General features: G+C 71.8%; 10 protein-coding genes. 9 read left to right on the forward strand and 1 reads right to left on the reverse strand.

What is annotated here, in order from left to right; translation table 11 throughout:
• The 5 genes from B9S61_RS14945 to B9S61_RS14965 all read left to right on the forward strand — a co-directional run.
• On the forward strand, positions 1–418 hold a 418-nt coding region (locus B9S61_RS14945), incomplete at its 5' end, for a 4'-phosphopantetheinyl transferase superfamily protein (protein WP_146064846.1).
• A 34-nt stretch (positions 419–452) separates the two neighbouring features.
• Entirely contained in the window at positions 453–713 is a 261-nt protein-coding gene (locus B9S61_RS14950; protein ID WP_181007375.1) for an acyl carrier protein, read from the forward strand.
• Entirely contained in the window at positions 710–3,442 is a 2,733-nt protein-coding gene (locus B9S61_RS14955; RefSeq protein ID WP_103542698.1) for an aminotransferase class III-fold pyridoxal phosphate-dependent enzyme, read from the forward strand. Before B9S61_RS14950 ends, B9S61_RS14955 begins: the two co-directional genes overlap by 4 nt.
• Complete coding sequence (locus B9S61_RS14960) at positions 3,439–5,157, forward strand: fatty acyl-AMP ligase (protein ID WP_103542699.1); 1,719 nt, start codon at positions 3,439–3,441, stop codon at positions 5,155–5,157. Before B9S61_RS14955 ends, B9S61_RS14960 begins: the two co-directional genes overlap by 4 nt.
• A gap of 164 nt (positions 5,158–5,321) precedes the next feature.
• On the forward strand, positions 5,322–7,070 hold the full coding sequence (locus B9S61_RS14965) for a fatty acyl-AMP ligase (RefSeq protein ID WP_103542700.1): 1,749 nt from the start codon (positions 5,322–5,324) through the stop codon (positions 7,068–7,070).
• Positions 7,071–7,165: 95 nt separating this feature from the next.
• Here B9S61_RS14965 and B9S61_RS14970 read toward each other — a convergent pair whose 3' ends face one another.
• Complete coding sequence (locus B9S61_RS14970) at positions 7,166–8,143, reverse strand: alpha/beta hydrolase (RefSeq protein WP_103542701.1); 978 nt, start codon at positions 8,141–8,143, stop codon at positions 7,166–7,168.
• A gap of 255 nt (positions 8,144–8,398) precedes the next feature.
• Here B9S61_RS14970 and B9S61_RS14975 point away from each other — a divergent pair, with 255 nt between their 5' ends.
• The 4 genes from B9S61_RS14975 to B9S61_RS14990 all read left to right on the forward strand — a co-directional run.
• A complete protein-coding gene (locus tag B9S61_RS14975; RefSeq protein WP_103542702.1) occupies positions 8,399–10,198 on the forward strand; it encodes a carbamoyltransferase C-terminal domain-containing protein in 1,800 nt (599 codons plus the stop codon).
• 71 nt (positions 10,199–10,269) lie between these two features.
• Positions 10,270–10,569: a hypothetical protein gene (locus B9S61_RS14980; protein WP_103542703.1), complete on the forward strand. Its 300-nt coding sequence runs from the start codon at positions 10,270–10,272 to the stop codon at positions 10,567–10,569.
• The gene (locus tag B9S61_RS14985) at positions 10,566–11,108 is read left to right on the forward strand and encodes an MOSC domain-containing protein (protein WP_103542704.1); all 543 of its coding nucleotides are present in this window, start codon (positions 10,566–10,568) and stop codon (positions 11,106–11,108) included. Before B9S61_RS14980 ends, B9S61_RS14985 begins: the two co-directional genes overlap by 4 nt.
• 218 nt (positions 11,109–11,326) lie before the next feature.
• On the forward strand, positions 11,327–13,209 hold a 1,883-nt coding region (locus B9S61_RS14990), incomplete at its 3' end, for a condensation domain-containing protein (RefSeq protein WP_258039662.1).

The following is a 13,209-nucleotide window of genomic DNA, read 5'->3' on the forward strand; positions in this document are numbered from 1 at the left end:
CCGGGTCGTGCCCCGCGCCCCCGACGGCCGGCCGGTCTTCCCGCGGGGCTTCCCCGGTTCGATCTCCCATACCGAGCGCCTGGCGGTCGCGGCGGTGGTGCCCGGTGCCCAGGCGGTCGGGGTCGACATCGAGGACACGGCAGTGACGGAGCGCATGGCCCGGTTCGTCTTTCGCCGGCGGGAGCGGCAGACCCTGCTCGCGCCGGCCGGGGAGTACAGCCCGGGTGAGCTGTTCGTGGCCAAGGAAGCGGCCTTCAAGGCACTGAACGCCATCGCCGCCCTGGGCGACTTCGTGTTCTGGCAGATCGAACTCAGCCGGTCCGGTGACGCGTTGCGCGCCTCGTACGGCGGGGCGTCGGTGCCGGTCCGGGTGCGTTCCCAGGCAGATATCTCGCTCGCCGTGGCGATACGGCGTTGAACTTCACATCTCGCCTCGAATGGGGAAAGAACCAATGATCCACGATGTCTTCGAGGTCATCGAAGAACTCTTCCGCGAACGACTGCACATATCCGAGATCAACCCGGACGTCCCGCTGGTGGACTACGGGCTCGACTCCGTCCGGTCCATCGATCTGGTCATCGAGATGGAGAACACCTTCGGCATACGGATCTCGGACGAGCAGGCGGCGTCGATGCTGACCCTGCGCGATGCCGTCGACCACGTCACCGCGTCGCTCGTGGTGCGGCCGGGGCAAGGAGAAAACGCCGCATGAGTGCCGACTCGGATTTCGCGCGGTACGCCCGGCCGGAATTCGCCCGGCTCTTCCGCGCCCTGCATCTGGACGTCACCTACCGGGCCGGCCGGGGCGATCACCTGACGCTGGAGCGGCCGGACGGCGAGGCGGGCTCCGGCACCGGGGACCAGGTGCTGGACCTCGTTGGTGGTGCGGGCTCGTCGCTGTTCGGGCACAACCATCCGGCGCTGGTCGAGGTGGCGCGGCGGTGCCTCGACGAAGAGGTCCCCTTCAACGCCCAGGGAAGCTTCCGTCCGGGTGCCGCCGAGCTGGCCCGGCTTCTGTCGGACACCGTCGGCGCCACGACCGGTGCGAGGTACGTGGTGACCCTCGGGAGCACCGGCGCGGACGCGGTGGAGGCCGCGGTCAAGCACGCCACGGTGGAGCGCAGGCGGCGACTCGGCGCACTGCAGGAGGAGTTCGAGCTGACCCTGCGCCGCGTGCGCAGGGAGGGCGTCGGGCACGTCCTGTGCGCGAGCGGGCCCGCGGCCGGGCTGCCGTGCGAGGAGCTGCTGACCGAGGGGCTGGAGACGATCGCCGCGATGCGACGGGCCGACCCGGTCTTCGTCTCGCTGAAGAACGCCTTCCACGGCAAGACGACCGGCGCGGGCACGCTGACGCACGGCGGCAACGTGCCCGCGGACCTGCACGTACCGGGCCCCCGGCACCTGCGGCTGCACGACTGGACGCCCCGCGCGGTGGTGACCGCGCTCGACGCGGAACTCCTGCCGGTGTACCCGGTCACGCTCGACGCCGACGGTGTGCCGCACTCCGTCGTACGCCATCTGTCGCCGCTCGCCGCCTGCTTCGTGGAGCCCGTGCAGGGGGAGGCCGGCGTCCACGAGGTGCCCGTCGAGACCCTGACGGCCCTGCGTGAACTGGCCGACCGTCATGGAGCGGCCCTGGTCTTCGACGAGATCCAGTGCGGCATGGCGCGCACGGGCACCTTCCTCGCCTCCGAGCCCTCGGGCGTGGTCGCCGACTACTACCTGTTCTCCAAGTCCCTCGGCGGCGGACTGGCCAAGGTGTCGGCGCTGCTGGTCACCGCCGACCGGTACGTACCGGAATTCGGCCGGCACCACACGTCCACCTTCGCCGACGACGACTTCTCCTCGCGGATCGCGGCGGCCGCGGTGCGCCTGGCCCTCGACTGGCGCGAGCGGATCGGCGACCTGGGCGCGCTGCTGCGGGAACGGCTCGACGAGGTGGCGGTCCGCTGGCCGGACGCCGTCGCCGAGGTGCGCGGACGCGGACTGCTGCTGGGCGTGGAGTTCCGTCTGCCGCGGCCCGAATCAGGCCTCCTGCGCGAGGTGTTCGACTCCGAGTCGCTGGGATACCTCATCGCGGGCCGCCTGCTGCACACGCACCGGATCCGCGTCATCCCCACCCTGTCGGCGCCGACGACGGTCCGCGTCCAACCGTCCGCGCTGCTCCGGCCGGCCGACGTGGACCGCGTCGCGGCGGCGTTCGACGACGTCGCCGGGCTGCTCTCGCGCGGCGACTACGCCTCGCTCCTCGAGCATCTGACCGTACCGCCGACCGGTGAGTGGCAGCCGCGGCAGCATGTACCGCAGCCTCGCGAGAGCCGGCTGGTCCGCCGCGGTGCGCGCCGGGCCGAGGTGCCCCGCGTCGTGTTCCTCGCCAACCTGGACGTGCCGGGCAAGCTGGGGGAGATGGCGCCGGAACTGGCGGCCTGGTCGGACGAGCAGTGCGCGGCCGCGCTCGACCGGATCCAGGGGGAGCTCGACCCGTTCGAGGTCGTCCGGCACCGCGTCACGTCCGAGACCCGGGGCACCGTCGAGGTCGTCATGGTGGCCGTGCCGTTCACCGCCGCCCAGGCCAATGCCGCGCTGCGGGCCGGTCAGGGGCCGTGGCTGCGCCGGACGGTGCTCGACGGGGTGGAGCTGGCCGTCTCGCTCGGTGCCGACGTCATCGGTCTCGGCGGCCACACGTCGATCGTCACCAACGCCGCCCGGGACGTGGTCGAGGACCGTACCAGGGTGACGTCGGGCAACTCCCTGACCGCCGCCTGCGCCTACGACCTGCTGCGTCTGACGCTGCTGGAGTCCGGGGCGGGCGAGCGCCGTGTAGGACTCGTCGGCGGCGTCGGCAACATCGGCGCGGTGATGGCCGAACTGGTCGCCCCGCACTGCGAGTCGCTGGTGCTGGTCGGCCGGCCGGGCTCGGCGCGGCGGCTGGCAACCGTCACCGACCGGCTCACCGGTGTGACGGACGTGTCGGTCGCCGAGGACCTCGAAGCCCTGCGGGACTGTCCCATCGTGGTGAGCGCCACCAACTCGGCCGACCCGGTGATCCTGCCCCACCACCTCGCCGGGGACCGCAAGGTGCTGGTCTGCGACCTCGCGGTCCCCGGTGATGTGCACCCGGCGGTGGCGGGCCTGTCGAACGTCACCCTGGTCTCCGGCGGGCGCATCCAGCTTCCCGGACTGCAGACGCCCCGCTTCCCGGGCATCACACTGCCGCCGGGGATTCTCTACTCCTGCCTGGCCGAGACGATTCTGCTCGGTTTCGAGCCCACGACGCCGAGCCCGTCGTACGGCGGACTGACCTCGGCCGGCGTGCTGGCCGCCCGGGACCTGGCCGGCCGGCACGGATTCCACCCCGCCCGCATCGTCTCCGACGACGTGTCGGTGCGGCCGTGGGTCGTCGATCAGCTCAGCAGCGTTATCGAGGAGAACATCGGATGACCGCGACAGACCCGTTCCCGAGCGTGTGGCACGCCCTGCTGGCAGAGGCGGAACGGGGCTCCGACGGATCGGCGCTCACGCTGGTCCCGGAGCCCGGCATCGAGGACACCCTGCGCTACGACGCCCTGGTCGGCAACGCCGCCCGGTGCGCGGCCGCCCTCGCCGAGCGGGGAGTCGGACACGGCGACCGGGTGCTGCTCTGCCTGCCCACGGGCGTGGAGTTCCTCACCGCCTTCTTCGGCACCCAGCTGCTCGGCGCCGTACCGACGGCGATCGCGGTACCGATACGGTTCGGCGGCGCCGCCGGGTTCGCAGGCCAGATGAAGGAACTGGTGGCGTATCTGCGGCCTGCCGCGGTCGTCACCACGGAAGCCGTCATCGAGGCCCTGCCCGAACTCGCCGGCGCGACCCTGCTCGACGGTGCCGCACTGTACGCGCGGGCCACCGCCAGTGACGCTCCCACGCACCCGATCCGACGGCCGAACCTTGACGACACGGCGCTGATCCAGTGCACCTCGGGCTCGACAGGCAGGCCCAAGGGCGTCATGATCTCGCACGCCGCCCTGGCGGCCAGCTGCCGGCAGCTCACCGACGCCACCGGGTGGACGCGCGCGGACACGACGGTCAGCTGGGCGCCGCTGTACCACGACATGGGGCTGATCACCGGCGTCCTGTGCCCCGTCTACGTCGGCGGCGGCACGGTGCTGATGCCCCCCACCCGCTTCCTGCGCGCCCCGGGCGAGTGGCTGCGGCACATCAGCACCTACCGCGGTGCCGTCGCCGCCGCGCCGAACTTCGCCTACGGCTACGTCACCTCGCGGGTGCGCGACGAGGAGCTGGACGGCGTGGACCTGTCCTGCTGGCGCATGGCGTTCTGCGGCGCGGAACCCGTCCAGCCCGCCACCGCCCGGCGCTTCGTCGAGCGGTTCTCCCGGTGGGGTCTGCCGCCCCGGGCGTTCACACCGGGCTACGGGATGGCCGAGGCCACCCTGGTCATCACCGTCAAGCGGCCCGACGCGCCGTTCCGGTACGACTCCATCGACCGGGAGACCGCCGTCACCGGGGGACGGGTGGTCGACGTCGACCCGCAGAGCCCGACCGCGGTGCAGGTGGTCGACTGCGGCGTGCCCGTGGCCGGCGCGGAGGTCCGTGTCGTGGACGATAACGGCGAGCCCCTGGGGGAGAACCGGATCGGACACGTCCAGTTCCGCAGTCCCTCGCGCACGACCGGGTACTTCGACCTGCCGGAGGAGTCCGCCGCCGCGACGGACGCGACAAACTGGTGGCGGACCGGCGACATCGGCTACCTGCGCGACGGCAGCCTGCGGATCACCAGCAGGGCCAAGGACCTGATCATCATGCGGGGGGCCAACTACTTCCCCTCGGACTTCGAGCAGGCCGCCGAGACCGTGCCCGGGGTGCGCCTGGGCGCCGTGATCGCGGTGGGGCACCGGCCCGAGGACGCCGACTCCGAGGAACTCCACCTGATCGTCGAGACCGAACTGGACGGCGAGCAGCACGAGGCGCTGCGCCAGGCCGTGCGGGTCGCGGTGAGCTCTCGGACCGGTGTGACGCCGGCCGCGATCCATCTTGTGCCGAAGCGGAGCATCCCCAAGACGACCAGCGGCAAGCTCCAGCGGGCCAAGGCCCGGGAGCTGTTCGTCGAGGGCGCGGCCGCCCCGATCCGAGGCGAGAGCGGGGCAGCGCCCCGGTGACAGCCGCGGTCGCCGCGGCGCCCGCCTCGCCGGCCGCCACCCACCTGCCGTGATGCCGGACCCCCGCCCATCCGTCACTCCATCCACCCGCCCCTGACGAGGCGTCGGCACGACGTCCCGGGGTATCGAGCCGTGCACGCGGCAGGAAAGAGGAATTGAGGGTCATGGTTGATTTGCCGCATGCCACCAGTGCTGCTGCGGTGATACGTGAGCACGCGCTCTCGACACCGGAACGCACCGCGGTGATCTTCGTGGACGACGTGGAACGACCCGACGGCGCCACCCGGTGGTCGTACGCCGACCTGGACGCCGAGGCCAGGAGGATCGGCGCCTGGCTGGCCGCCCGCTACCCGGTCGGTACCCGGGTGCTGCTGCTGTACCCGACCGGATTCGACTTCGCCGCCGCGTACGCGGGGTGCTTGTACGCCGGAGTGGTGGCCGTACCCGCCCCGCTGCACGGCCGCTACCGCCACGAGCAGGAGCGGGTGAGCGGTATCGCCCGCAACGCTGCGGTCTCCGTGGTGCTGACCGACGGCGCGAACCTGCCCGAGGTCCGGGTCTGGGCACGGACCAGCGGGTTCGGCGCCCGGGTGGTGGCGACGGACGGCGGGGCCCTGCCGGACCCGGGGGCCTGGACACCTCGGGAGCCGGACCGACGGACCGTCGCGATGCTCCAGTACACCTCCGGTACGACGGGCGAGCCCAAGGGCGTCGTGCTCAGCCACGGCAACCTGATGCACAACGTGGACAGCCAGCGCCGCGCCTTCGGACTGACGGCGGACATGCGGCTGGGCGGGTGGCTGCCGCTCTACCACGACATGGGGCTGCTCGGTCAGCTCCTGCCCGCGCTGCTCCTCGGCGCCACCTGCGTGCTGATGCGGCCCAGTGCGTTCCTGCAACGGCCGCACCACTGGCTGCGGTTGATCAGCGACTACGACATCTACTCGTCCGCGGCGCCGAACTTCGCCTACGAACTGTGCTGCGACCGCGTCACCGAGGAGCAGATGGCCGGCCTGGACCTGTCCCGGTGGCGGATCGCCTCGAACGGCTCGGAGCGGATCGACATCGCGACGCTGGACGCGTTCGCGAAGCGCTTCGCCCCCGCAGGGCTGCGCGACGACGCGCTGTGCCCCTGCTACGGCATGGCGGAGGCGACGGTCTTCGTCTCCACCGCGGCGCGGCGCAAGGCGGTGGTCACGACGGTCGACGCCGACGAGCTGAAGCGGCACCGGTTCGTCCCGGCCGAGGCCGGTGTCGAGCTGGTGAGCTGCGGGACACCGCACGACTACGAGGTGCGGATCGTCGACGCGCGTACCGGCGAGGAAGCGGCGCCCGGCGACATCGGCGAGATCTGGCTGCGGGGCCCCAGCCTCGCCCGGGAGTACTGGAACGACCCGGCGGCGACGGAACACGCCTTCCTGCCGAGCGGGTTCGTTCGCACCGGCGACCTGGGGACCGTGCACGAGGGCGAGCTGTATGTGGCGGGCCGGCTCCAGGAGGTGCTGACCGTGGGCGGCCGACACCTCCACCCGCAGGACGTCGAGCGGGAGCTGCGGGCGCGGTACTCCGAACTGGCTTCCGCCGGGGCCGCGTTCACGGTGCCGACGGCGGGTCTCGTCCCCGCGCAGGCGCTGGTCGTCACGCACGAGGTCCTCGGCCGCCCGGCAGAGGAGCGCCTGCGCGATCTGGCCGACGGGATCCGGCAGACGGTGGCCCGGACGTTCGGGGTCCCCGTCGGCGGCGTCTGCCTGCTGCGGCGCGGCGGGGTGCGGCGCACCACGAGCGGGAAGATCCAGCGCGTGATGATGCGCCGGCTGTTCCTGGACGAGGAACTGAACGTGCTGTACGCCGACCACGAGCCGGGCGTGGCGGAGGTGCTGCGCGAGCGACGCCGAAGGCGGGCCGCCTCCTGACGCCGGCCGCCCACAGGCCGAGGCGCCGACCGGGGAGATTCCCGGCCGGCGCCTCGTCGGCTCGGGCGCCCGGCCGACCCGGACGCCCCGGCGGCTCAGTCCACCCCCACCGTCTCGGCGTACCACCCGGCCGTGGGCCGGCGCGTCGTGCGCAGCACCGTGTCCAGCTCCTGGAGAACGACCCGGGAGCGGGCGGCGGCGGCGGGCACGATGTCCTGCATCAGGAAGTAGCCGTGCACCAGACCCGGACCCGGCACATGACGGACCGGCACCCCGGCGACGGCCAGTTTGTCGGCCAGTTCGACGCCCTCGTCGTGGAGCGGGTCGAACTCGGCCGTCGCGACCACCGCCGGCGGCAGGTGCCGAAGGTCGGCGCTGAGCAGGTCGATCGCGGGGTCGAAACGCCGCTCCAGGTCGGGGACGTACAGGTCGTAGTGGTACGCCATGTCGTCGACGGACAGCAGATAGCCCTCGGCGTGCTCGCCGGCCGCGGCGAACAGCAGACGCGGGTCCACCGGCGGGTACAGCAGCAGCTGGGCGGCGAACCTCAGGTCGCCGGTGTCGCGCGCGTCCAGTGCCACACCGATCGCCAGGCTGGCGCCCGCGCTGTCACCGGCGAGCACGTGCTCGCGTCCGGGGAAGGCGCAACCGGCCCAGCGCGCCGCGGCGACGGCGTCGAGGAGGGGGGTGGGATAGGGGAATTCCGGTGCCCGGCGGTAGTCGGCCGAGACGACCACCGCACCTAGCGACGCGGCCACGATGCGGCAGACCTGGTCGTGGCTGTCGACGTCGCCCAGCGCCCAGCCGCCGCCGTGCAGATAGGTGACCAGCCGCCCCTCGTCCGTCCCCGGTGTGTAGACCCGGCACCGGAACGTCGCCCCGTCCGCGGCGTCGACCGTGCGGTCGACGGCGGTGACGGCGTCGCGGGGGCCCCCGCCCTGCCGGGGCTGACCGGTCGCGTTGGCGAGATACCGCTTGCGGGCCTCGGCGACCCCGAGGTCGCGGACCGGAACCGGAGGGCCGTCGGCGCGTTGCCAGGCAATCAGGTTGCGGAGTATGCGGTCCAGTGGCATAGCAGCCCTCCCCAGGACTGGCTCGATGCGAAATTACGGCGCATACGAATGCCGCCGGGAATTAGTCAGCGGCAACGGGCTCTTACTGTACTCGACAGTCACGTATTTGTGCGGATGTGAGAAATGCATATCCGGTGGTGAATCTCGCACATTGCGGCGGGTTGATCCGCGTCGGTAACCTGGCCGGGAAATTCGTTGGCGGGACAAGCCGCTCGAGTATCCGCGCGACTCAGCACAACAGAGAAGGAATTTGCCATGATTGTTCTGGGGTGCAACGGGTTCACCCGGGGCGCAGAACTCTTCGCCGAGCAGTATGGCGCGGTCGGCACCGAAAAGCATTACGTTCTCGGCCATGACGCGGGTGCCGCGCTGCTGATCGACGGCAAGCTGGTGGCGGCCGTCGAGGAAGAGCGGCTCAACCGGGAGAAGAAGACCTCCGACTTCCCCGCCAACGCGGTGAAGTGGTGCCTCGAAAAGGCGGGGATCGAGTTCTCCGACGTCGATCTCATCGCCATACCGTGGAAATTCTCCGACCAGGTCTTCGACACGATGATGGCCCAACTGGCCGCCGCTCCGATGAAGCCGACGGACAAGGTCCTCCGGCTGAGCCACCTCGGCGCGCTGTTCGACGGGGCGCTCGGCCCGGACGCGATCCTCGCCGACTTCGCCGCGCGCACCGGGTTCACCCCGGATCCGGACAAGGTGGTGTTCGTGCAGCACCACCTCGCGCACGCGATGACCGGTTACTACATGGCGGGGAAGAAGGACACCGCGTTCCTGATCAGTGACGGCCGCGCCGAACTGTTCTCCTCCCTGATCGGTGAGATCCGCGACGGCCGCATCCGGGTCTTCGACGAGTCGACGATCAGCGCGAACGACTCGCTCGGCAATCTCTTCGCCTCCATCACCCGGTACCTGGGCTTCGTGCCCAATAACGACGAGTACAAGGTCATGGGCCTTTCCGGGTTCGCCGAGCCGCCCTCCCCGAACCCGTTCCTCGAACACATCGTCCAGCTGCACGAGGACGGGCGCTACACCCTCTGCCGGCCGCACGACCCGGAAAACGGCCGCGCCTTCGACGACCTGTTCGAGAAGTACTTCGGACCCTACGAGGACACCGTCGAGTACAAGGCCAACCTGGCCGCCGCGGCACAGGAGATGCTCACGGTCGTCACCAGCCGCCAGCTCCGCGCGCTGGAGGCCCGCACCGAGCTGAACCACCTGCTGTTCGAGGGCGGCCTCGCGCTGAACTGCGTGAACAACACCAAGCTGCTCGAGGGTTCGCGCTTCGAGGACATGTCGGTCAGCTTCGGCGCCAGTGACACCGGAGTCGTCATCGGCGCCGCCGTCCACGCCTGGGCCAACCACCCGGACACCACCGCCGAGGTGAAGTTCGTCGACTCGGTCACCCCCTACCTCGGACCCGAGTACGACAGCGACACGATCGAGCAGACCCTGCGCGAGTTCACGGGGCGGGTGCGGTGGACCCGGCTGGCCGAGGACGAGGTCGTCGACCAGGTGGCGAAGCTGCTCACGGAGAAGGTCGTGATCGGCTGGTTCCAGGGCCGGCTGGAACACGGCCCGCGCGCCCTCGGACACCGCAGCATCCTGGCCAACCCCAAGTTCCCGGACATCAAGGACGTCATCAACACGCGGGTCAAGCACCGCGAGCCGTTCCGGCCGTTCGCGCCGATCGTGCTGGAGTCGGACGCCCCGAAGATCTTCGAGATGGGCCGCAAGAAGCGTTCGCCGTACATGACGTTCGTCTTCCCGGTGCGGCCGGAGTACCACGACATCATCCCCGGCGCCACGCACGTGGACGGCACCTCCCGGGTGCAGACGCTCACCGACGAGGACGCGCCGCTGCTGACGTCGCTGCTGCGCCGGTTCACCGCGCTGACCGACGTGCCCTGCCTGATCAACACCTCGTTCAACGTGGCGGGCGAGCCCATCGTGTGCTCACCGGCCGACGCGGTGAACTGCTTCCTGGGCACGGAGATCGACTACCTGGTGCTCGGCAACTACCTCGTCACGAAGACGGACCAGTCCGCTTGACGTCTGTGGTCCTCGCTCCGGGACGCCGGTGAGCGGCGTCCCGGAGCCGGGGAGGAGAAGGGAGCCGTTGGGTGAGTACCGTTCACGAGACGACCGTGGACCTCACGACGGTCGTGCGCGACCTCGAAAAGCTGGCCGCGGAACTGCGCGCCCCGCGGCTGCGGCGCATCCCCCCGGAGATCAGCGCGGCCTGCGACGCCCTGTCCTGCGCCGCCGTACTGCTGCGCACCCGGCAGCACGTCCCCGGCAGCGACGCGATGCGCGGCGAACTCCTCTTCGACGCGATCGCGTTGGCGCGCAGCACCGTCGAGGCGACCAAGGTCGCGTGCCGTGAGCGCGCGGGGGCCCGCGTGGCAGGTTCCGGCGCGTGACCGGGACGGTGACGGCGGTCAGCCGCGACAGCGGGCACGCGTTCAGCAAACCGAACCGGGAGAGCATCACCCTGCTGGCCGGCCTGGGCGTGGCGGGCGACGCCCACGCCGGTCGGACGGTCAAGCACCGGGTGCGGGTCGAGCAGGATCCCACCCGGCCGAACCTGCGCCAGGTCCACCTGATGCCCGAGGAAGCCCTGGCGGAGTTGGGCGCCGCGGGGTTCCATGTGGTGCCCGGAGCGCTCGGGGAGAACATCACCACCCGCGGCATCCACCTGCTCGGCCTGCCCGTCGGCACCGTCCTGCGGATCGGCGATGACGCGGTGCTGGAGGTGACCGGCCTGCGCACGCCCTGCAAGCAGATCGACGACTTCCAGGACGGGCTGCTGAAACACGTCGTCGGCCGGGACGACGCCGGTGCCGTCACGCACAAGGCCGGAATCATGAGCGTCGTACGGGCGGCCGGTGTGGTGCGCCCCGGTGACGCGATCGAGGTGGAACTCCCCCCGGAGCCCCATCTTCCGCTCGGCCGGGTCTGATCGCCGGGCCGCAGCCCCCTCGTCCGACCGCGCGCGTGCCGACCACGCGGGCGGTCGGCATGTCCGCGACCCGGCGTCAGCGGGCCCCAGAAAGCATCCAGATTCTGGCCAGTCGCAGATGTGAGGCTGTGCCGGGCTTCCGGTCGCTCCTGAGCCGCCATCCCCAGGCCAGGGTGCGCAGAGCCGCTCGCCCCAGACCGACGAACCGGAGTTGACGGATGTCACAGGAGATTGTGCCGCCCAAGGCCGTGCCGGTGAGCACGGCAGCTCCCGTATGGGACCCGGAGACCCTCCGACAGGAGGTCTCCCGGCTGCTGGACATGGACCTGCGCCCCGAGCACGACGACGTGAACCTCTTCGAACTCGGCCTGCAGTCCATCCAGCTCATGGTTCTCACCAACAAGCTCAACCGCGCCGGTGCCCGGGTCGACTTCCGGCGGCTGTCCGCGGAGCCCCGGCTCTCGGCGTGGTACGAGCTGCTGGCGAACACGGCCGCAGGCGCGCCCGCGCCGGAGCCGGCGGACCGCCGGGCCGCCCGGGACGTCGTCCTCGACACCGGGGAACCCTTCCCGCTCACCGCGGTGCAGCAGGCGTACTGGATCGGGCGGGGCGACGACCAGCCGCTGGGCGGTGTGGGGTGCCACGCGTACCTCGAGATCGACGCCCGGGACGTCGACGCCGGCCGGCTGGAGCGTGCCGTGCGCGCCCTGCTGGAACTGCACCCCATGCTGCGCGCCAGGTTCGAGGCCGACGGGACGCAGCGGGTGCTGGCCCGGTCCCCCTGGCCCGGCCTGACCGTGCACGACTTCGGCGGCCTGTCCGCGGAGGCAGCCGCCCGCGCCCTGGAGGAGCTGCGCGGCCGGCTCTCGCACCGCCGCCTGGACGTGGGCGCCGGCGAGGTGCTGGACCTCCAGCTCAGCCGGCTGCCCGGCGCCGGACACCGGCTGCACCTCAATGTCGACCTGCTCGTCGCCGATGTGCACAGCATCCGGCTGCTGCTCGCCGACCTGGCCGCGCTGTACGAGGACCCCACGTCGGTGAGCGGGCCGGCGTACACATTCCAGCGGTATCTCGCCGAACGCGCCGAGACCCGGCAGGGCGAGCGCGAGACGGCGCGCGCCTACTGGCAGCGGCGGCTGGCGGAGCTGCCCGGCGGTCCCCGGCTGCCGCTGGCCGTCGAGCCCGCCGCCCTCCCGGTCACCCGCTTCGTGCGGCGCACCCACGAACTGGCACCCGGCGAGTGGCGCGCCCTGCGGCAGCGGGCCGCTCGGGCCGGTGTCACCCCCGCCGTCCTGCTCGCCACGGCCTTCTCCGAGGTCCTCGCCCGCTTCAGCGGCGAGGACCGGTTCCTGCTCAACCTGCCCCTCTTCGACCGCGATCTCGAGGCGCACCCACAGATCGGACGCATCGTCGCCGACTTCACCAGCCTGGTCCTGCTCGAGGTCGACCTCACCCGAGGGGACGATTTCGCCGAGCGCGCCCGAGCCGTGCAGCGGCAGCTCCACGAGGACGTGGCGCATGCCCCCTACACCGGTGTGGACGTGCTGCGCGACTTCGTCCGCGCCGACGGGGACGCGCCGCGCAGCGCGCCCGTCGTCTTCGCCTGCAACCTCGACGCCCCGCTGGTCCCGGACGCCTGTGCCGCCCGGTTCGGGGAGCTGACCTGGATGCTCTCCCAGACCCCGCAGGTCTGGCTCGACCACCAGGTCTACGCCACCCGGGACGGGGGGCTGCTGCTGGCCTGGGACACCGTGGACGACCTGTTCCCCGCGGAGATGCCGGCGGCGATGATGACGGCGTACACGACGCTGCTGCACGACCTGGCCGCCGGTGACGGCCCCGTCGAGGTGGATCTCGCCCTGCCCGTCGCCCAGCGGCGCCGCCGCGACGAGGTGAACTCCGCGGTCCGCGAGCACAGCGGTCGCCTGCTGCACACGGCCTTCTTCGAGCGCGCCGGACAGCGGGCGGCCGAGCCCGCGCTGCTGTGGCAGGACGACGGGCGGCTCACCCACGGCGAACTGGCCGAGCGGGCCCTGCGTGTCGCGGGCTCCCTCGCCCGGCGAGGCGTCGGGCGGGGCACGTCCGTGGTGGTCACCGCGCC

The sequence above is a fragment of the Streptomyces sp. SM1 genome (assembly GCF_002910825.1).
In the GTDB taxonomy this organism is placed as follows: Bacteria; Actinomycetota; Actinomycetes; order Streptomycetales; family Streptomycetaceae; genus Streptomyces; species Streptomyces okerensis.